At 66.4% G+C, this 18,854-nt stretch carries 21 protein-coding genes; 19 read left to right on the top strand and 2 right to left on the bottom strand.

Annotation, left to right across the window (positions count from 1 at the left end; translation table 11 throughout):
* Position 1 precedes the first annotated feature (1 nt).
* Complete coding sequence (locus BLS85_RS02230; protein WP_092781401.1) at positions 2-472, bottom strand: (2Fe-2S)-binding protein; 471 nt, start codon at positions 470-472, stop codon at positions 2-4.
* Between the two features lie 185 nt (positions 473-657).
* On the opposite strand from BLS85_RS02230, the gene BLS85_RS02225 reads away from it, so the two are divergent.
* The 9 genes from BLS85_RS02225 (at position 658) to BLS85_RS02185 (ending at position 9,696) form a co-directional block, all read left to right on the top strand.
* Complete coding sequence (locus tag BLS85_RS02225; protein ID WP_092781398.1) at positions 658-2,310, top strand: acyl-CoA synthetase; 1,653 nt, start codon at positions 658-660, stop codon at positions 2,308-2,310.
* Positions 2,307-3,521, top strand: a complete 1,215-nt coding sequence (locus tag BLS85_RS02220; RefSeq protein ID WP_176793272.1) for an MFS transporter — start codon at positions 2,307-2,309, stop codon at positions 3,519-3,521. Before BLS85_RS02225 ends, BLS85_RS02220 begins: the two co-directional genes overlap by 4 nt.
* 39 nt (positions 3,522-3,560) lie before the next feature.
* Positions 3,561-4,493, top strand: a complete 933-nt coding sequence (locus BLS85_RS02215; RefSeq protein ID WP_281242474.1) for an NAD(P)-dependent oxidoreductase — start codon at positions 3,561-3,563, stop codon at positions 4,491-4,493.
* Positions 4,493-5,077 carry an SRPBCC family protein gene (locus BLS85_RS02210; RefSeq protein ID WP_092781389.1) on the top strand — a complete coding sequence of 195 codons (585 nt, stop codon included), beginning with the start codon at positions 4,493-4,495 and terminating at the stop codon, positions 5,075-5,077. The genes BLS85_RS02215 and BLS85_RS02210 overlap by 1 nt, the downstream gene beginning before the upstream one ends.
* 242 nt (positions 5,078-5,319) lie before the next feature.
* Complete coding sequence (locus BLS85_RS02205) at positions 5,320-6,459, top strand: acyl-CoA dehydrogenase family protein (RefSeq protein WP_092782137.1); 1,140 nt, start codon at positions 5,320-5,322, stop codon at positions 6,457-6,459.
* A gap of 43 nt (positions 6,460-6,502) precedes the next feature.
* Positions 6,503-7,579, top strand: a complete 1,077-nt coding sequence (locus BLS85_RS02200) for an enoyl-CoA hydratase/isomerase family protein (RefSeq protein ID WP_092781386.1) — start codon at positions 6,503-6,505, stop codon at positions 7,577-7,579.
* 61 nt (positions 7,580-7,640) lie between these two features.
* Positions 7,641-8,531, top strand: coding sequence for a 3-hydroxyisobutyrate dehydrogenase (gene mmsB, locus BLS85_RS02195; protein ID WP_092781383.1), 891 nt, complete (start codon positions 7,641-7,643; stop codon positions 8,529-8,531).
* Positions 8,532-8,557: 26 nt separating this feature from the next.
* Complete coding sequence (gene mmsB, locus BLS85_RS02190; RefSeq protein WP_092781380.1) at positions 8,558-9,451, top strand: 3-hydroxyisobutyrate dehydrogenase; 894 nt, start codon at positions 8,558-8,560, stop codon at positions 9,449-9,451.
* Between the two features lie 62 nt (positions 9,452-9,513).
* The gene (locus BLS85_RS02185) at positions 9,514-9,696 is read left to right on the top strand and encodes a DUF6898 family protein (protein WP_245699042.1); all 183 of its coding nucleotides are present in this window, start codon (positions 9,514-9,516) and stop codon (positions 9,694-9,696) included.
* Between the two features lie 200 nt (positions 9,697-9,896).
* On the opposite strand, the gene BLS85_RS02180 is transcribed toward BLS85_RS02185, so the two are convergent.
* The gene (locus BLS85_RS02180) at positions 9,897-10,322 is read right to left on the bottom strand and encodes a Ros/MucR family transcriptional regulator (protein WP_092781374.1); all 426 of its coding nucleotides are present in this window, start codon (positions 10,320-10,322) and stop codon (positions 9,897-9,899) included.
* A gap of 624 nt (positions 10,323-10,946) precedes the next feature.
* Here BLS85_RS02180 and rpiB point away from each other — a divergent pair.
* Genes rpiB through BLS85_RS02130 form a run of 10 tightly spaced genes read left to right on the top strand, consistent with a single transcriptional unit; the run spans position 10,947 to position 18,678 of the window.
* Positions 10,947-11,393 carry a ribose 5-phosphate isomerase B gene (gene rpiB / locus BLS85_RS02175; protein ID WP_281242468.1) on the top strand — a complete coding sequence of 149 codons (447 nt, stop codon included), beginning with the start codon at positions 10,947-10,949 and terminating at the stop codon, positions 11,391-11,393.
* 32 nt (positions 11,394-11,425) lie between these two features.
* Positions 11,426-12,700, top strand: a complete 1,275-nt coding sequence (glyA, locus tag BLS85_RS02170) for a serine hydroxymethyltransferase (RefSeq protein ID WP_092781368.1) — start codon at positions 11,426-11,428, stop codon at positions 12,698-12,700.
* Positions 12,701-12,744: 44 nt separating this feature from the next.
* Complete coding sequence (gene nrdR / locus BLS85_RS02165) at positions 12,745-13,203, top strand: transcriptional regulator NrdR (protein ID WP_092781365.1); 459 nt, start codon at positions 12,745-12,747, stop codon at positions 13,201-13,203.
* A gap of 28 nt (positions 13,204-13,231) precedes the next feature.
* Positions 13,232-14,338, top strand: a complete 1,107-nt coding sequence (gene ribD / locus BLS85_RS02160; RefSeq protein WP_425438456.1) for a bifunctional diaminohydroxyphosphoribosylaminopyrimidine deaminase/5-amino-6-(5-phosphoribosylamino)uracil reductase RibD — start codon at positions 13,232-13,234, stop codon at positions 14,336-14,338.
* 49 nt (positions 14,339-14,387) lie between these two features.
* Positions 14,388-14,978 (top strand): riboflavin synthase, encoded by a 591-nt coding sequence (locus BLS85_RS02155; protein ID WP_092781363.1) that lies wholly within the window; start codon positions 14,388-14,390, stop codon positions 14,976-14,978.
* Positions 14,979-14,983: 5 nt separating this feature from the next.
* Positions 14,984-16,135, top strand: a complete 1,152-nt coding sequence (ribB, locus tag BLS85_RS02150; protein ID WP_245699041.1) for a 3,4-dihydroxy-2-butanone-4-phosphate synthase — start codon at positions 14,984-14,986, stop codon at positions 16,133-16,135.
* 2 nt (positions 16,136-16,137) lie between these two features.
* A complete protein-coding gene (locus BLS85_RS02145; protein WP_176793270.1) occupies positions 16,138-16,593 on the top strand; it encodes a 6,7-dimethyl-8-ribityllumazine synthase in 456 nt (151 codons plus the stop codon).
* 40 nt (positions 16,594-16,633) lie between these two features.
* Entirely contained in the window at positions 16,634-17,143 is a 510-nt protein-coding gene (gene nusB / locus BLS85_RS02140; RefSeq protein ID WP_092781357.1) for a transcription antitermination factor NusB, read from the top strand.
* A gap of 11 nt (positions 17,144-17,154) precedes the next feature.
* Entirely contained in the window at positions 17,155-18,141 is a 987-nt protein-coding gene (thiL, locus tag BLS85_RS02135) for a thiamine-phosphate kinase (protein WP_092781354.1), read from the top strand.
* Between the two features lie 51 nt (positions 18,142-18,192).
* Entirely contained in the window at positions 18,193-18,678 is a 486-nt protein-coding gene (locus BLS85_RS02130; protein ID WP_092781351.1) for a hypothetical protein, read from the top strand.
* Positions 18,679-18,854: the final 176 nt, after the last annotated feature.

The raw sequence follows: 18,854 nt of genomic DNA, 5'->3' as shown, positions 1-18,854 counted from the left end.
GTCACCCCCTTTCGGTCTGCTTCAGGGCTTCGGCCGCCGCATGGATGGCCGCGCGAATCCGCCCGTAGGTGCCGCACCGGCACAGGTTGCCGTTCATCGCCGCGTTGATGGCCTCGTCGTCAGGCTCTGGGGTGCCAGCAAGAAGGGCGACCGCCTCCATGATCTGTCCCGGCTGGCAGTAGCCGCACTGACTGACGCTCAGATCCTCCCAGGCCTTCAGCACGGCGTCCGCGACGGGGCCGGACAGTCCCTCGATGGTGGTGATCTCGGTGTCGGTCACATCGCCGACATACGTCTGGCAGGCGCGCACCGCTTGCCCATCGACATGCACCGTGCAGGCGCCGCATTGCGACAGGCCGCAGCCGTATTTCGTGCCGGTCAGGCCCAGCGTGTCGCGCAACGCCCACAACAGGGGAACGTCCGGGGCCAGATCAAGATCATGCTCCGTGCCATTGACGGTCAGGCGGGCCATGGGAGCTCCATCGCATTGGGGATCAGGCGTGCGCGCCGGGCCGCGCGGGTCGCCCCAGACATAGCCCTCCGGGACCGCCACAGAAAGGGGGATCCGAAACGGACGCGACCGGACGCCCCTTTTTCGGGGTGCGCGTTTGGACTATCCAGGGAGCCGTACCGTTCGTTTCCGGGAGAACGACCGCCATGCCCCGAACGCCCAACAAGTACGATCAGCATCTCGACCGGACTCCGGCCAATTTCGTGCCGTTGACGCCGCTCCAGTTCCTGGACCGCGCGGCGCTGGCCTATCCGGACAAGGTCGCCGTGATCCACGGCGCCCGCCGCTACACCTGGAGCCAAACGCGGGAGCGGGCGCGGCGACTGGCCTCGGCGCTCTCGAAGCGGGGCATCGGCAAGGGCGCGACGGTGGCCGTGGTTGGCTCCAACACACCCGAACTCTACGAGGCCCATTTCGGCGTGCCGATGATCGGGGCCGTGCTGAACGCCATCAACGTCCGCCTCAGCGCGGAGGAAATCGCCTTCATTCTGTCCCATGGCGAGGCCGAAATTCTGATTACGGACAGGGAGTTCTCGCCCAGTGTGAAGAAGGCACTTGGGACGTTGGACGCACCCATCCCGGTCATCGACATCGACGACTCCGAAGCCGGTGGTGTCGGGGAACTGCTGGGCGAGACAACCTACGAGGCGTTGCTGGAGGAGGGCGATCCGGACTTCGCCTGGACGTATCCGGCCGATGAGTGGGACGCGATCACGCTGAACTACACGTCGGGCACCACGGGCAATCCCAAGGGCGTCGTCTATCACCATCGGGGCGCCTATCTGAACGCCGTCGGCAACATCGTCACCTGGACCCTGCCGCACGAGTCGGTCTACCTGTGGACCCTGCCCATGTTCCACTGCAACGGCTGGTGCATTCCGTGGACCATGGCGGCGCTGGCAGGCACCAACGTCTGCTGCCGCAAGGTCAACGCCAAGGCCATCTTCGATGCCATCGCCGACCATGGGGTCACGCATTTCTGCGGCGCGCCCATCGTACTGGGCTTCGTCATCAACGCCACCGAGGCGGAGAAGCGCCCGTTCGATCATACCGTCAAGGTGATGACCGCCGCCGCGCCGCCGCCGGCCATCGTGCTGGCCCGCATGCAGGCCGACGGCTTCCATGTCACTCACACCTACGGTCTGACGGAGGTCTACGGGCCGGCCACGGTGTGCGCGTGGCATGCCGAGTGGGATGATCTGAAGATCGAGGAACAGGCGCGCCTGAAGTCCCGCCAGGGCGTGCGGTATCTGGTGGAAGACGACCTGATGATCGCCAATCCCGACACCCTGGAGCCGGTGCCGTGGGACGGCGAGACCATCGGCGAGGTCTTCTTTCGCGGCAACATCACCATGCGCGGCTATCTCAAGAACCCGGACGCCACGAAGGCCGCCTTCGCGGGCGGCTGGTTCCACTCCGGCGACCTGGGGGTGGTGCATCCGGACGGCTACATCCAGCTCAAGGACCGCTCCAAGGACATCATCATCTCGGGTGGCGAGAACATTTCGTCCATCGAGGTGGAGAGCGTCCTGTACCGCCATCCCGATGTGGTGGCCTGTGGGGTCGTGGCGCGGCCGGATCCGAAATGGGGCGAGACCCCCGTTGCCGTTGTGGAACGGCGCGACGGCGCCACGGTAACCGAGGACGACCTGCTCGCCTTCTGCCGTGAAAGTCTGGCCGGATACAAATGCCCGCGCGCGATCTATTTCGACGAGTTGCCGAAAACCTCCACCGGCAAGATCCAGAAGGTTCGTCTGCGCGACCATGTGCGACGGCTGGCCGAGGCGGACGGATCTTGACCGCAACCGATCACGTTGAGGGTGAGGCGGCCAGCCCGGGAACGATCGTCCGCGTTACGCTTCTTCTCGCGTCCTGCATGACGGTGATGGCGGGGGCGACCATCTCGCCGTCGCTGCCGGCCCTGTATGATCATTTCAGCGGGACCCCGGGCGTGGACTTCCTGGCCCGTCTGGTGCTGACGCTGCCGGCCCTGTTCATCGCCGTCTGCTCGCCGCTGGCCGGGTTCATCGTGGATCGCCTGGGGCGCAAGCCCGTGATCATCGTCGGGGCGATTCTGTATGTCCTGGGCGGAACAACCGGGCTGTACGTGGAAAGTCTGACCGCCGTGCTGGTCGGGCGCGCCGTGCTGGGCGTTGCCGTGGCCTGCGTCATGACCACCACGGTTACCCTGATCGGAGACTACTGGGAGGGCGAGGCGCGCGGGCGCATGATGGGCTGGATGTCAGCCTTCATGTCCTGGGGCGGTGTGGTGTTCGTTCTGCTCGGCGGAGCCCTGGCCGAACTGCACTGGCGCGGCCCATTCGGCGTCTACCTCGTGGCCCTGGGACTGCTGCCGTTCCTGGTTCTGGCATTGAGGGAACCAGTGCGGCATTCCGGCGCACCAGACGGTGCCGGGACCGGCGGGCCGCCTTCTTCCGATCATCCAGCAGAAACGAATTGGCCTTTGATCGCAGTGGTTTATCTCGCGGCCTTCCTTCTCAACATCACGTTCTACATGGTGCCCACCCAAGCGCCCTTCCTGCTGCGGGACCTGGGCATTGTGGCACCGTTCGCGGCCGGCGTGGCCATTGCCGCGATGAACGTCGCCGGCGGCATCGGCTCTTTGCAGTACGGTCGGGTGCGGCGCCGTTTGTCGGAGCCGGCGGCGTTCGGGGTATCCTTCAGCTTGGTTGCCCTGGGGTTTCTAGGAGTCAGTCAGGCCCAGGGGCAGGTAACCTTCATGCTGGCCATGTTGGTCTCCGGACTCGGGGTGGGCAGCGCGTTTCCTAACATCACCTCGTGGCTGATGAGCCTTGCGCCGCCGCATCTGCGCGGCCGGCTCGTGGGGGGGACCACCATGAGCATCTTTTTCGGCCAGTTCGCCTCGCCGGCCCTGAGCCAGCCCCTGGTCGCGGCGGTCGGCAAACCCGGGGCATTCGCCGTGGTGGCCGGTCTTCTGGCCCTGATCAGCGCGGGGTTCTGGACTCTGGCGGCGCGGGTTTCAAGGTAATCGCCGCCTGCCTATGATGGGCTCCGGAGACGGGCGCGCATTGGAAACCAAGAAAGGAAGCGGATCGTGACGGTATCCCCGGAGACCACACACGTCGGGTTCATCGGCCTCGGCATCATGGGACGCAGCATGGCCGGCCACATCCAGGCCGCCGGTTATCCGCTGCATGTGTATACCCGCTCGCGCGATAAGGCCGCGCCCCTGGAACAGGCGGGCGCGACGTGGCACGACGATCCGGCCGCGCTGGCCGCCGCCTGCGACGTCGTCATCACCATGGTGGGCTACCCCGCCGACGTCGAGGCGGTGTACTTCGGGGCCGACGGCCGGGCCGGGAGCGGGATTCTCGCCAACCTAAAGCCGGGCGCGGTGGCCATCGACATGACCACCTCGGCGCCCACGCTGGCGGAGCGGATCGCGGCGGCGGCGGCCGAACGGGGTGCGGCGGCGCTGGACGCGCCGGTCTCCGGCAGCGATGTGGGGGCGCGCGAGGCCAAGCTGGCGATCATGGTGGGCGGTGACCGGGCCGCCTTCGACCGGGTGAAACCGCTGTTCGATCTGATGGGTACGTCCGTCGCCCTGCTGGGGCCGGCCGGGGCCGGCCAGCACACCAAGATGGTCAACCAGACGGTGATCGCCGGGACCATCACCGCCGTGGCGGAGGCTCTGGCCTACGCCGATCGGGCAGGGCTGGACGCCGGGCAGGTGCTCGACGTGATCGGCGGCGGGGCCGCCGGCGGATTCCAGCTCAACGTGCTGGGCCGGCGCATTGTGCAGCGGGACTTCGCGCCGGGCTTCTATGTCCACCTCTTCATCAAGGACATGGGCATCGCCGCTGGCGAGGCCGAGCGGATGGGCCTTGACCTTGAGGTTCTGACATTGGCCAAGACCCTGTTCGAGCGCTTTGCCGCCGAGGGCGGGCGCGAAGACGGCACCCAGGGCATTTTCCGCATGATCGCGAAGGACTCGGGCTGATGGAATTCAACGGCGAATACACCATTCCCACGGACCGGCTCTCCGTCTGGCGGGCGCTGCACGATCCAGACGTTCTCAAGCCGTGCCTCGACGGGTGCGAAAGCCTGGAGTGGACCACGGACACCGAGATGGCTGCGCGGTTCAAGACCACCATCGGCCCGGTGTCCGCCCGGTTCACGGGCACGCTGGCGCTGTCGGAGGTCGATCCGCCGGAGAGCTACCTCCTGACCGCACAGGGGCAGGGCGGCGCGGCTGGATTTTTCAAGGGCAGCGCGCGGGTGACCCTCAGCGAGACGGGGACGAAACTCACCCTGCTGCGCTATCAGTCGGACGCGACCGTGGGCGGCAAACTGGCCAGCGTGGGCAGTCGCCTGTTGGGGGGCGCTGTGGAGAAGACGGCCGATGACTTCTTCCGCAAGCTGTCGGAGCGTATCGGCGAAGGCGGGGCCGCCGCCATGCCGGCGCCGCCGATGCATCGGCCGGATGCCCCGACGCCCATCACCGGGCGTGCCATTCTGATCGTTCTCGGGATTGCCCTGGGCGTCACCGCTATCCTGGCGACCGTCATGGCCTTGCCGGGGTGATCAGGCGCGCCGACACGGAGTCGCCCCGGTCGGACGCGAGGAGGTCGTTCGGGCCGCCGCCTCCGATCTGGTCCAACGGAGCGGCGGGCGTGGCGGCCCCTACGTCAACTTACGGACGGGCGGAGAGCCTCGCACCATGCTCTTTCCCAGGCCGAACCGGGACACTATGATCGGCGCCCCAAATGCGGGTCGACCGGTCAACGGCGGCCATCGGAACCGGTCAGGGAGGAGAGGGGATCGGCATGGAGTTTGGTCTCACCGAGGATCAGGTGCAGTTCCAGGATGTGGCCCGCGCGTTCGCGGCCGAAGAAATGGCCCCGCACGCGGGACACTGGGACGAAGCCAAGGTGTTTCCGGAGGAAACCCTGCGCAAGGCGGCCGAGCTGGGCTTCGCGGCCATCTATGTCCGTGACGACGTCGGCGGGTCCGGCCTGGGGCGCCTGGACGCCGCCGTGATCTTCGAGGAACTGGCCGCCGCCTGCCCGTCCACGACCGCCTACCTGACCATCCACAACATGACGTGCTGGATGATCGACCGCTTCGGCACGGACGAGCAGCGGCACCGGTTTCTGCCTTCGCTCTGCTCCATGGAGCATTTCGGCAGCTACTGCCTGACGGAACCGGGCGCGGGCTCGGACGCGGCCTCGCTCAAGACCCGGGCCGAACCCGACGGCGACCACTATGTGCTGAACGGCGAAAAGGCCTTCATCTCCGGCGGCGGGCGCTCCGACGTCTATCTGGTCATGGCCCGGACGGGAGACGCCGGACCCAAGGGCATTTCGACCTTCGTCGTCGAGACCGGCACGCCCGGCCTGTCCTTCGGCAAGCAGGAACGCAAGCTGGGCTGGAACAGCCAGCCGACCGCCCCGGTCATCCTGCAGGACTGTCGCGTTCCGGCTGAAAACCGCTTGGGCGAAGAAGGCGAGGGCTTCCGCATCGCCATGATGGGGCTGGACGGCGGGCGGGTGAACATCGGCGCGTGCTCGCTGGGTGGGGCCCGCGCGGCCATGGAGGCCGCCATCGCCTACACCCGCGAGCGCAAGCAGTTCGGCCGCGCCATCGCCGACTTCCAGGCCAGTCAGTTCAAACTGGCGGACATGGCCACGACGCTGGAGGCCGCGCGCCTTCTGCTGTATCGGGCGGCGGCGGCGCTGGACGGCAAGGATCCACAAGCCACCATGCTGTGCGCCATGGCCAAGCGGTTCGCCACCGATGCCGGCTTCGCGGCCTGCGACGAGGCCTTGCAACTGCACGGCGGGTACGGCTACATCCGCGAGTACCCGATCGAGCGCATTCTCAGGGACCTGCGGGTCCACCGCATCCTTGAGGGCACCAACGAGATCATGCGCGTCATCATCGGCCGTCGCCTGCTGGCGGAGTGAGCAGACTGAGCGGACTGACCCCCTGACGCCGGAGACCCAGTGAATGAGCGATCCCGAGATCCTGTTCGATGTTGCCGACGGCATCGGGCGCATCCTTCTGAACCGGCCCAAGGCCCTCAATGCGCTCACGCTGGCCAAGATCGCCGAGATGGACCGCACACTGCGGGCTTGGGCCGACGATCCGGCGGTCAAGGCGGTGATCATAGAGGGCGCCGGTGACAAGGCGTTCTGTGCCGGCGGTGACATCCGCGTGCTGTCCAACGCCGCCAAGGCCGGCGACGACGAGACCATTCATCGCTTCTTTCGAGAGGAATACCGGCTCGACCGGTTGATCAAAACCTATTCGAAGCCCTACCTGGCTTTCCTGAACGGTATCACCATGGGCGGCGGCGTGGGCATCTCGGTGCATGGCAGTCACCGGATTGTCACCGAGAACACGGTCTTCGCCATGCCGGAAACCGGCATCGGCATGTTCCCGGACGTCGGTGGGACGTGGTTCCTGCCCCGATGCCCCGGGGCCATCGGGGCCTATCTTGGGCTGACGGGCCAGCGCCTGCGAGCCGCCGACTGCCTGTACGCCGGCATCGGGACCCATTTCGTTCCGGCGGATCGTCTGGAGGACCTTGAGGCACGCATGCGCGAGGCGGTGCGGGAGGCGAACACACCGGAAAATGTACTCCAGGCCATCACCGATACGCTCGATGTGTTCCACGAGGACGACGACGTTATCCCCCTGGAAGCGCAGCACGCGGCCATTGATGCCGCGTTCGGGCAGCAGTCGGTGGAGGACATTCTCGCCGCGCTTGATCGCATGGGTCCAGGGTGGGGCGCCGAGACGGCGGCCCAGTTGCGGACGAAAAGCCCGACCGCGTTGAAGGTGGCACTGCAGCAATTGCATGTCGGCCCGCACCTGGACTTCGATCGCGCCATGCAACTGGAATATCGCGTCGCCACGCGCATCACCCGGGCACCGGATTTCGTCGAGGGCGTGCGTGCCGTGATCCTGGACAAGGACAACGCCCCGGTCTGGACCCCCGATACGCTGGAGGCGGTGGACGACGCGCGGGTGCGCGCATTCTTCGCACCGCTTGAGGATGGCGCGGACCTGAGTTTCGACTGACGGCGGAGAACGCCGCACTTTGACACCCCCGGCAAGCCGGAAACGGGAGGAGGACCCACTCATGGCGACCATTGGATTCATCGGGCTCGGCAACATGGGGGGGCCCATGCTGGCCAACCTCGTCAAGGCCGGCCACACGGTGCGCGCTTTCGATCTGTCGGCCGATGCCCTGGCCCGCGCCGAGACAGCCGGGGCGTCCCGGGCGGACACAGCCGCCGCCGCCGCCGACGGTGCCGATGTGGTCATCACCATGCTGCCGGCGGGTCAGCACGTCCGCGCGGTGTACATGGGAGAGGGCGGCGTGATCGGCGCGGCGCGCTCCGGGGCCCTGCTCATCGATTGTTCGACCATCGATGTGGACAGCGCCCGGGCCGTCGCGACGGCGGCCAGCGACGCCGGCCTGTTGATGGTCGATGCACCGGTGTCCGGCGGGGTCGGCGGCGCCGAGGCGGGAACCCTGACCTTCATGGTCGGCGGGCCGGACGCGGCGGTCGAGGCCGCGCACCCCATCCTGGAGATCATGGGCAAGGCCGTCGTTCATGCCGGGGGATCCGGCACCGGGCAGGCCGCCAAGATCTGCAACAACATGATGCTCGGCATTCAGATGCTGTCGGTCTGCGAGGCCTTCATGCTGGCCAAGCGCTTGGGCCTGGATGCCCAAAAGCTGTTCGACGTCAGTTCCAAGGCGTCCGGTCAGTGCTGGTCCCTGACGACGTATTGTCCGGTGCCGGGCCCGGTGCCGACCAGTCCGGCCAACCGGGACCATGCGCCGGGCTTCACCGCCACCATGATGCTCAAGGATCTCAAGCTGGCCCAGGACGCCGCCGCCACCAATGACGCGGCCACGCCGATGGGCGCGGCGGCGGCCGGGCTGTATTCTTTGTTCTGCAATCAGGGTCACGGCGGCATGGACTTCTCCGGCATCATCCGCATGATCGACGGGCAGTCCTGAGCGACGGTTAGGGAAAGGGAGACGTCATGACCATGATCGGCTTCATCGGTCTCGGCAACATGGGTGGGCCGATGGCCGCCAACCTGATCAAGGCCGGCCATGCTGTGCGCGCTTTTGATCTCGACGCCGAGGCCATGCGCCGGGCCGAAGCCGTGGGCGCGGTCGCGGTTGGTTCGGCCGTCGCCACCGCCGAGGGCGCCGATGTCGTCATGACCATGCTCCCCATGGGGCGGCACGTCCGATCCGTCCTGACCGGGCCGGACGGAGTGTTCATGGCGGCCGCGCCGGGGACGCTGTTCATCGACAGTTCAACGATTGATGTGGACACGGCCCGCGCCGTCGGCGAGGCGGCGGCCAAGGCCGGTCATGTCATGCTTGACGCGCCCGTTTCCGGCGGCGTTCCGGGCGCCGAGGCGGCCACACTGGCCTTCATGGTTGGCGGCGAAGCCGAGGCGTTCGAGCGCGCCCGCCCCCTGCTTGAGGCCATGGGGCGGACCATCGTGCACACCGGCCCGTCGGGGAGCGGTCAGGCAGCCAAGATCTGCAACAACATGATGGCCGGCATTCAGATGTTGGGCGTTTCGGAGGCGTTCGCGCTCGGTCGGCGACTGGGGCTGGACCCGGCGCGTCTGTTCGAGGTCGCCTCGCAATCTTCCGGCCAGTGCTGGGCCGTGACCAGCTATTGCCCCGAGCCCGGCTTGGTGCCCAATGCGCCGTCCAGCCGGGGCTATCAGGGCGGTTTTGCCTCCGCCCTCATGCTCAAGGACTTGAAACTGTCGCAGCAGGCGGCGGCGGCCTTCGATGCGGCCACGCCGATGGGCGCGATCGCCGCCGGGCTCTATTCCCTGTTTTGCAATCAGGGCAACGGCGATATGGACTTCTCCGGCATTATCCGGATGATCGACGGACAGACACGGTAAACAGACCGAACGCTCCAGTTCGGCTGTCGCATGGAACCCCATGGGGAACGATGGAGCCGTCCGTGCGCGAAATCCTGTTCGAGATGATCTATGACGGCGCTTACGTGCGCGTCTCGGCCATCGATGCCCGAACGAACACCGAGGTTCAGATGGTGGGAGACGCACGCCTGTCCGAGGCCTCGCTGAAGGCGGCGGCGGCGCGCAAGCTGGAATACGTGCTCAGGCGCGACGGCAAGCTGCGCTGACCGGACTTCGTCACGCCGCGGGAGATGGTGGCGGCATGCCGCGCGAAACATCTCCGGCAACGGTAACGGCCTCCCCCGGGGAGGGAAGCGTCCGATAAACCGTGTGGGCCGATCCCAGACCCACATCGGTCATCGGTAGTTCTCACCTTCGCTCCGGCGGGTTGCCGGGGAACCAGGCGAAGCAACGAAAGCCCCGAATCCTAGCTCGTTCCAGGTTTGCGGCCCAGGCCGATCTTCTTCGCGAACTCTGACCTCTGGGCAGCATAGTTCGGGGCGACCATGGGATAGTCCGCAGAGAGACCCCACTTGGCCCGGTACTCGTCCGGGGTCATGTTGTAGTTCGTGCGAAGGTGGCGCTTCAGCATCTTGAGTTTCTTGCCATCCTCAAGACAGACGATATAGTCCGCAAAGACGGACTTCTTGATCGGAACCGCCGGCTTCTGGTTTTCGTTCTTGACCTCTGCCGTCGCCTGCCCCAGACCGTTGAGCGACGTGTAGACCGTCTGGATCAGTTCCGGGATCTGGCCGGCGGGCAAGGGGTTGTTGCCCACATAGGCTGTTACGATATTCACTGCCAGTCGCAACATGTCCTCGCGCGGCAGGGGCGTGTTGGTCTCGTCGGTCATCCTTTTCGATCTTCCCTCTTTGTTGATTGCCGGGGCGCCGTCGCATAGAGCCCCCACCCCATGCCAATGCAACCCTATAAAGCGGTCGAACCTTTGGATTCACAACCGGTTTTAGGTCGACCCGACAGCGTTTTCGCGACGCTATAATATTCAATACTATACTAACCAGCGGCGCACAATAATGAATGCACATGGCCCGGATACGAAATCCGGAGCGTTGAGCCGAGGCCTAAGACCCCTTGACCCACTAATAAGCTGATGGGTCGGGGCATTTCAATATGAAAGGGGCAGTCGGGACTGTTGTTCCCCGGTTTTCGAAGGACCCATGCAATCCCCTGTCGTCCTTGGCGTTTTATCGTTCCGCCTTGGAAATTGGGCGGATCCACTCGCGTTCGGCGGCGGTGAGATGGCATGGCGGTCCTTCCGGAGAGACGCGGTTCCATTGGGCGCATGAATTGTGTGGCGTTGGCAAACCATGCGGAAATGTGGTAGGAAGCCGGAACTGACTGAAACATGGTCCCCGCGGAAAATTGCTGATTGTGGCGCCTGAAGGACCGTTCCGAAAACGGTGCTCACGACGCTTGGCCTTGGGGATGATCCGGAACGTTGATGAGGAGGGACGGCGTGTCGAAGGCCATTGCCCTGGCTTCGGATCACGGAGCCATCGATTTGCGGTGCCTGATGCGTGACCATGTGGAAAGCCGGGGTCTGATGGCCCTGGATCTCGGAACACACGGTACGGACTCGGTGGACTACCCCGATTTTGCTGCCGAACTGGCCCGAGCGATCCAGGACGGTCGCGCCGAGCGCGGCATTCTGTTGTGCGGCACCGGCATTGGGGCATCCATCGCCATCAACCGCTATCCGTTCATCCGCGCGGCCCTGGTCCACGACGTGACCGGCGCGCGCCTGTGTCGTGAGCACAACGACGCGAACGTCCTTGTGCTGGGGGGGCGCACGACCGGACCCGAGGTGGCCAAGGACTGCGTCAACGCGTTCCTGGACATCGCTTTCGAGGGTGGGCGCCATGCCCGCCGCGTTGAAAAACTGGGCGCCATGCCGTCACTGTAACGAAGGGTACTTTTCCGCCAATGGATAAGCCGATGTCTGAAATCGAGGCTTTTTTTTCCGCCGGCCTGAGTGAGTCGGATCCCGACGTGGCCGCGTCCGTGGACCGGGAGTTGGGACGACAACGCGAGCAGATCGAGCTGATCGCGTCCGAGAACATTGTTTCGCGGGCCGTGCTCGAGGCGGCGGGGTCGGTCCTGACCAACAAGTACGCCGAGGGTTATCCCGGCCGTCGCTATTATGGCGGCTGCGAGTTTGTTGACGAGGCGGAGGCCCTGGCCATCGAACGGGCCAAGGCGCTGTTCGGCTGCTCCTTTGCCAACGTCCAACCGCATTCCGGCGCCCAGGCGAACGGCGCGGTGATGCTCGCCCTGTGCAAGCCGGGCGATACCATTCTCGGCATGTCGCTCGCCGCTGGCGGGCATCTGACGCACGGGGCCGCGCCGGCCATGTCCGGCAAGTGGTTCAATGCCGTGCAGTACGGTGTTCGCCGTCAGGACGGCCGCATCGACTTCGACGAGGTCGAGGGACTGGCCCGGGAGCACAAACCGCGCCTGATCATCGCCGGGGGCTCCGCGTATCCGCGCGAGATCGACTTCGTGAAGTTCCGCCAGATCGCCGAGTCCGTCGGCGCGCTGCTGATGGTGGACATGGCGCACTTCGCCGGGCTGGTGGCATCGGGGGTTCACCCCAGCCCGGTGCCGCACGCGGACATCGTGACCACCACCACGCACAAGACGCTGCGGGGGCCGCGCGGTGGCCTGATCCTGTCCAATGACGAGGCATTGGGCAAGAAGATCAACTCTGCCGTATTCCCGGGGCTGCAGGGTGGTCCCCTGATGCACATCATCGCCGCCAAGGCCGTGGCCCTGGGCGAGGCGCTGCGGCCGTCGTTCGCTGAATACGGCCGGCGGGTGAAGGAGAATGCGCGCGTTCTCGGGGAAACCCTGATGGGACATGGCCTCGATCTGGTTTCCGGCGGAACCGACACCCACTTGGTGTTGGTGGACCTCCGCCCGAAGGGACTGACCGGCGCGGTTGCCGAGGCGGGTCTCGAACGGGCCGGAATCACCTGCAACAAGAACGGGATTCCGTTCGATCCGGAGAAGCCGGCGGTGACGTCCGGGGTGCGGCTGGGTTCCCCCGCCGCAACCACACGCGGGTTTGGCCCCGATGAATTCAAGCTGGTCGGCGATCTGATCGCCGAGGTGCTCGACGGGCTGGCGGCCCATCCCGAGGACAACAGTGCGATTGAGGCCAATGTGGGCGAACGCGTGCGCGCGCTGTGCACCCGGTTCCCCATCTACTGATCGGGCATTGGGGGGGGTAGGGCAGGCGAAGGAGGGAGCGGCGCATGCGCTGTCCATTTTGCGGTCACATGGATACGCAGGTGAAGGACTCGCGTCCGACGGAGGATGGCGCCGCCATTCGTCGGCGGCGCTTCTGCCCGTCCTGCCAGTCGCGGTTCACCACCTTTGAGCGGGTGCAACTGCGTGACCTTGTGGTGGTCAAGAAGAATGGCCAGCGCACACCGTTCGACCGCGACAAGCTGGCCCGCTCGATCCAGATTGCGTGCCGCAAGCGCCCCATCGAGAACGACCGTATCGAACGGGTCATCAATGCCATCCAGCGCCGCCTGGAAAGCTCCGGCGAGACGGAAATCCCGTCCAACACGGTCGGCGAAATGGTCATGGACGCGCTGTCCACGCTTGATCCCGTGGCGTATGTGCGGTTCGCGTCGGTGTACCGGAACTTCCGCGAGGCCAAGGACTTCGAGAGCTTCGTTGGCACACTCGGTGGCGATGAGTCCTGAGCCGACGGGGCAGGGGGACGCCGTCCGGTTGACGCAGGACGGCCACGACCACATGACGGCGGCGCTGGTCCTGGCGGCGCGCGGGTTGGGGCGAACGTGGCCCAATCCCGCCGTCGGATGCGTGATCACCCGCGACGGTGTGGTGGTCGGGCGCGGCTGGACGCAGCCCGGGGGCCGACCGCACGCCGAGGTCGAGGCCCTTCGGCGGGCCGGGTCAGCGGCGTACGGCGCGACCGCTTATGTCACCCTGGAACCCTGCTCCCATCACGGACAAACCCCACCTTGTGCCGACGCACTGGCTGCCGCTGGCGTGGCGCGCGTCGTCGCGGCGCTGGAGGACCCCGATCCCAGGGTCTCGGGCCGGGGTGTGGCGCGATTGCGCAAGGCCGGTGTCGCGGTTCAGGTGGGGTTGGGGGCGGAGGAGGCGACCGAACTCAACGCCGGCTTCTTCTCCCGGGTTCGGTCTGGCCAACCCCTCGTGACCGTCAAGGCGGCGGCGTCCCTGGATGGCCGAATCGCGACCGCCAGCGGGGACAGCCGTTGGATCACGGGCGTTCGGGCCCGCATGCTCGGGCACCGGCTGCGCGCGGAGCACGACGCCATCGCCATTGGGATCGGGACCGCGCTGGCGGACGATCCCTTGCTCGACTGCCGCATCCCGGGGCTAGAGGGGCGCTCGCCGGTGCGGGTGGTGTTCGACAGTCAGGCCCGGTTGCCGCCGGACGGTCGACTGGCGCGCTCCGCTGATCGGGTTCCGCTGTGGGTGTTGTGTACGGACGCGGCCGATCAGGCTCGCCGGGATCGGCTGGAGTCTGGCGGCGTCCGGGTCCTGCCCGTGGCGGGGACGGCGGATGGCCGGGTGGATGTTCGCGCCGCGCTCAGGGCCTTGGGAGGGCAGGGACTCACCCGCCTGTTGGTGGAGGGCGGCGGCCGCCTGATCGGGGCCCTGTTGGCGGCGGATGCGGTGGATCGTCTGGCGTGGTTCTCGGCGCCCCTGCTGATCGGGGATCGGGGACGACCGGCGGTGGCCGGCTTCGGGCTTGACCGGCTGGCCGATTGCCCCGACTTTGCGCCCCTGGATCGACGGGTGCTCGGATCCGACCTGATGACGCTGGCTCGACGGATGCCGCGTTGAGGCGAGTCGGCGGACCCCGTTTCATTTGTGGAAGAAGGCAGCCTTGCGGATGTTCACCGGCATTATCACCGACCTGGGACGGGTTCGACGCATCGACCGATCGGGCGAGACGCGGTTCGAGATCGAAACCGCCTACGCCACCGCGACCATCCCTCAGGGCGCGTCCATCGCCTGCAACGGCTGCTGCCTGACGGTGATCGAGACCGGGCCGGATTGGTTCGCGGTGCAGGTCTCCGCCGAAAGCCTGTCCAAGACCACCCTGGGCCGCTGGGTCGAGGGCTCGCGGATCAATCTTGAACGCGCGCTCGCCCTGGGCGCCGAACTGGGCGGTCATATCGTGTCCGGGCATGTGGACGGCACCGCGACCGTGACCGACCGGCGGCCGGACGGCGACTCGACCCGGTTCGTGTTCGAGGTGCCGGAGGACCTGAAGGGCTATATCGCGGGCAAGGGCTCGGTGGCCCTGGACGGCGTGTCCCTGACGGTCAACGAGGTTGAGGACCGGCGTTTCGGTGTGAATATCATCCCGCACACGCTTTCGGTCACCACGTTCGGCGGGTTGACCGTCGGCGATGCGGTCAACCTGGAAATCGACATGTTGGCCCGCTACGTGGCTCGCCTGCTGGAGACACGGGAGTGACGACCGTGGACACGAACGACGGCGTGGCGACCACGCATGCCCACTTCGGGGACTTCCTGGCCGCGCCCGAGGAGATCCTGGAAGACGCCCGCAACGGCCGCATGTTCATCCTGGTCGATGATGAGGACCGCGAGAACGAAGGGGATCTCGTCATCCCGGCCCAGATGGCGACCCCGGACGCCATCAACTTCATGGCCAAGCACGGGCGCGGCCTGATCTGCCTCGCGCTGACCGGCGAGCGCTGCCGGACGCTCGGCCTGCCCCTCATGCCGCAACAGAACAGCAGCCGACACGGCACGGCCTTCACCTACTCCATCGAGGCCAAGGAGGGCGTAACCACGGGGATTTCGGCGTCTGATCGGGCGCACACTATCGCCGTCGCCATCGATCCGTCGAAGGACAAGGACGACATCGCCATGCCGGGGCATGTGTTCCCGCTGATGGCCCGCGAGGGCGGCGTGCTGGTCCGGGCCGGCCATACCGAGGCAGCCGTCGATGTCGCCCGCCTCGCCGGCCTGATCCCCGCCGGGGTGATCTGCGAGATCATGAACGATGACGGGTCCATGGCCCGGCTGCCGGATCTGGTCGCCTTCGCGCAACGGCACGGGTTGAAGGTAGGCACCATCGCCGACCTGATCGCCTATCGGCGTCGGACGGAACGGATCATCCGCCGCGAGATCGAGGCGGAGTTCCACTCGGAGTACGGCGGCGACTGGCGGCTGGTGGTCTACGTCAACACGGTGGCCTATGCCGAACACCTAGCCCTGGTGAAGGGAGACCTTGACGCCGGAGAGCCGACCCTGGTGCGCGTTCACGCGCTGAACGTCCTTGATGACGTCCTTCACGACGCGACCAGTGGCAAGGGCGAAACGCTCCACGACGCAATGAAAGCCATCGGTGACCACGGGCGTGGCGTGATCGTGCTGATCCGTGAACCGCATCAGACCGCGCTCAGCAGCCGGGTGCGGGCGCGCCACGTCGGCGAGGAAGACGCCGCGCGTCTGGTGGATTATGGTGTCGGGGCGCAGATCCTTCTGGATCTGGGGGTGCGGGACATGATTCTGCTGTCCAACACTCACCGCAATATCATTGCGCTTGACGGTTATGGGCTGCGCGTGGTTGAGCAAAGGCCGATTCCCGTCCGGGGAGGATCGTGAGCATGGCTGAAGGCCCGCGAATTCTGGTTATAGAGGCCCGTTTCTACGAGGATATCTCGGACAACCTCGTGCGCGGGTGCGTGGAGGAATTGACGGCTCGCGGGGCCGGGTTCAAGCGGATCCTGGTTCCGGGCATCCTGGAGATTCCGGCGGTCATCCGCTACGCTATCCGGACGATGGAGTTCCGCGCCACCGATCATCGCTATGCGGGCTACGTGGTTCTGGGCTGCGCCATCAAGGGGGAGACAGACCACTACGAGCATGTCTGCCGGGAGGCGATGGGCGGGGTCAACCGCCTGGTGCTCGATTACTCTCTTGCGCTTGGAAACGGCCTGCTGACCTGTCCCACGCGTGAGTTGGCGTTGGAGCGCTCCCGGCCCGACGGTAAGAACCTGGGCGGCAAGGCCGCGCGGGCCTGCCTGCGCATGATCGAGGTCAAGCGCGAGATGGGGTTGTGAGCCGGCATCGTCCGGACTTCGGCGAGGACCGACAGAACCGATGACACAGTCTTCCCGGCGGCGCGGCACCGCCCGTCTGGCCGCCGTTCAGGCCCTGTATGCCGCCACGCTCGGCGGCCTTCCCATCGGAGACGTGTTGCGCGATGTGCTGGAGGGCCGGCTTGGCGGCGAAGCCCTGGCCGACATTCCGGATCCGGAGGGGCTGTTCGAGCCGCGCGAGGAGGCGGTGCCTCTGGCGCCGGTCGACAGCGGGTTGCTGACCCGTCTCGGACGCGGCGCAGACGCCCATCTCGCGGATCTTGACCAAAGCATCGACGCCTGCCTGAGCGGGGATTGGAGCGCCGGGCGCCTGGAAACGTTGGTCCGCTGCATTCTGCGGGTGGCGGTATTCGAACTGGTGCATCTGGACGATATTCCGCCGCGCGTGACCATCACCGAATACGTCGATCTTGCCGGGGCGTTCTATGACGGCCCGGAGGTGCGGCTGGTCAACGCGGTTTTGGACCGCATCGCGCGGGAAACGCACCCTGACGCTTTTTCGTCCTCTTAAGGTGGGTGCGCATGCCCCGGCGTGACGAGTTCGACCTGATCGCGGACCTGTTCGCTCCGTTGGCGGGCCGACACCCGGCGGCCCTGAATCTGGCGGACGACGCGGCCGTGCTGCCGCCGCCGGCCGAGGGTCAACATACGGTGGTCAGTGTCGATACGATCGTGGGCGGCGTCCATTTCCTGCCCGACGATCCGCCGGATCTGGTGGCGCGGAAGGCGTTGCGGGTCAACCTGTCCGACATGGCCGCCATGGGCGCCGAACCCGTGGGCGTGTTTCTTTCCGTGGCGTTGTCGGCGGCGGAGGACGATGCCTGGATGGACCGGTTTATCGTCGGTCTGGACCACGATCTCGGCGCGTACGGCGTGGGGTTGATGGGCGGCGATACCGTGTCCACCCCTGGGCCGGCGAGCTTCACAATCACCATTCTCGGGCAGGTGCCGCCCGGGGCGTACCTGTCCCGCGCGGGCGGCCGGGTCGGCGATGATCTCTGGGTTTCGGGCACCCTGGGCGACAGCGCGCTGGGGTTGCGGGTGCTGACCGGCACACTGACGCTCTCTGACAAAGCCGCTTCGGACTTTCTGTGTGATCGCTACCGGGTGCCGCGTCCCCGTGTGGACTTGGGGCTTGCCTTGCGTGGCGTTGCGACGGCGGCCCTGGATGTCTCCGATGGACTGGCCGGTGACCTGCGTCACCTGTGCCGGGCGAGCGCGTGCGGCGCGCGGATCGAGACGGCACGACTGCCGCTGTCCGACGCGACCCGATATTGCATCGAGTCCGACCCCGCGTTGGCCGACATCGCCCTGACCGGGGGCGACGATTATGAGCTGCTCTTTTCCGCGCCGCCGGATCAGGCCGCTCTGGTGGACGACATCGCCGAACGCCTGACCGTGCCGCTGACACGGATCGGTTGCCTTGAAGGGGGAAACGGAGTCACGGTTCTGTCTGGGGATGGCGGATCCCGTCTCCTGGAGTCCTTCGGTTGGCGGCATGGGTGGTAAAAACCGGCGCTCGAAGCCGAACGGGCGCGGTCACAGAACGGAACCTTCGCCATGAAGATTGTTGTCATCGGGCTCGTTTTGATCGTGCTTCTGCTGGGCGGGTTCGGCGCCCTGACCGTGTTCAACATCATTCCCGATGTTCTGGGCATCGGGGCGATGCTCGGCGGTCAACCGGAGGCGGAAACCGAGGCGGCGGACGCGCCTCCGCCGGCGCCCGTGAACGATCCGGAGCCGAAGTTCATGACCTTTCCGCAGATGGCCATTCCAGTCATCAGCGATGGGGTCGCGCGGGCGCATTTGGTGCTGGGCCTGCGCTTTCACTATGATCCCGACGCGGGCGCTGACATCCGGCGAGAGGAACGGAGGCTCACCGACGCCTACCTGACCGAGCTGATGCGGCAGATGCCCGGGATCCTGAAGGAAAGCGGGCGACTCGACCTGTCGGCGGCCAAGGCCATACTGAATGCTGTGACACACAAGATTCTCGGGCCGGGCAAGGTCCACGATGTCCTGATCGATATCGCTTACGCGCGCTGATGGTCGCGTTTGTCCGAACGCTCTGGAAAAATCCCCAGTGATTTTGCGGACGCGTTGGGTCTTGCGTTGCCTGCACGGGGGTCTTCTGGCAGGCTCCCGTGCCGTAGCAAAAACACAACACGCCGGGAGATCACCGGCGGCTTGGGGATGAGGAGTTCGCCGCGGGGGGCCCCGGG

Origin of the sequence: Rhodospira trueperi (assembly GCF_900101965.1) — a bacterium.
Classification (GTDB): domain Bacteria; phylum Pseudomonadota; class Alphaproteobacteria; order Rhodospirillales; family Rhodospirillaceae; genus Rhodospira; species Rhodospira trueperi.
Note: the sequence above shows the minus strand (reverse complement) of the source record. Positions and strands in the feature narration are given on the sequence as shown.

Excerpts from the sequence above, each read along its gene's own strand:
- BLS85_RS02230 (WP_092781401.1), bottom strand. The coding sequence starts at position 472 with ATGGCCCGCCTGACCGTCAATGGCACGGAGCATGATCTTGATCTGGCC.
- BLS85_RS02225 (WP_092781398.1), top strand. The coding sequence starts at position 658 with ATGCCCCGAACGCCCAACAAGTACGATCAGCATCTCGACCGGACTCCG.
- BLS85_RS02210 (WP_092781389.1), top strand. The coding sequence starts at position 4,493 with ATGGAATTCAACGGCGAATACACCATTCCCACGGACCGGCTCTCCGTC.
- BLS85_RS02205 (WP_092782137.1), top strand. The coding sequence starts at position 5,320 with ATGGAGTTTGGTCTCACCGAGGATCAGGTGCAGTTCCAGGATGTGGCC.
- BLS85_RS02200 (WP_092781386.1), top strand. The coding sequence starts at position 6,503 with ATGAGCGATCCCGAGATCCTGTTCGATGTTGCCGACGGCATCGGGCGC.
- mmsB (WP_092781383.1), top strand. The coding sequence starts at position 7,641 with ATGGCGACCATTGGATTCATCGGGCTCGGCAACATGGGGGGGCCCATG.
- mmsB (WP_092781380.1), top strand. The coding sequence starts at position 8,558 with ATGACCATGATCGGCTTCATCGGTCTCGGCAACATGGGTGGGCCGATG.
- BLS85_RS02180 (WP_092781374.1), bottom strand. The coding sequence starts at position 10,322 with ATGACCGACGAGACCAACACGCCCCTGCCGCGCGAGGACATGTTGCGA.
- glyA (WP_092781368.1), top strand. The coding sequence starts at position 11,426 with ATGTCTGAAATCGAGGCTTTTTTTTCCGCCGGCCTGAGTGAGTCGGAT.
- nrdR (WP_092781365.1), top strand. The coding sequence starts at position 12,745 with ATGCGCTGTCCATTTTGCGGTCACATGGATACGCAGGTGAAGGACTCG.
- BLS85_RS02155 (WP_092781363.1), top strand. The coding sequence starts at position 14,388 with ATGTTCACCGGCATTATCACCGACCTGGGACGGGTTCGACGCATCGAC.
- BLS85_RS02145 (WP_176793270.1), top strand. The coding sequence starts at position 16,138 with ATGGCTGAAGGCCCGCGAATTCTGGTTATAGAGGCCCGTTTCTACGAG.
- nusB (WP_092781357.1), top strand. The coding sequence starts at position 16,634 with ATGACACAGTCTTCCCGGCGGCGCGGCACCGCCCGTCTGGCCGCCGTT.
- thiL (WP_092781354.1), top strand. The coding sequence starts at position 17,155 with ATGCCCCGGCGTGACGAGTTCGACCTGATCGCGGACCTGTTCGCTCCG.
- BLS85_RS02130 (WP_092781351.1), top strand. The coding sequence starts at position 18,193 with ATGAAGATTGTTGTCATCGGGCTCGTTTTGATCGTGCTTCTGCTGGGC.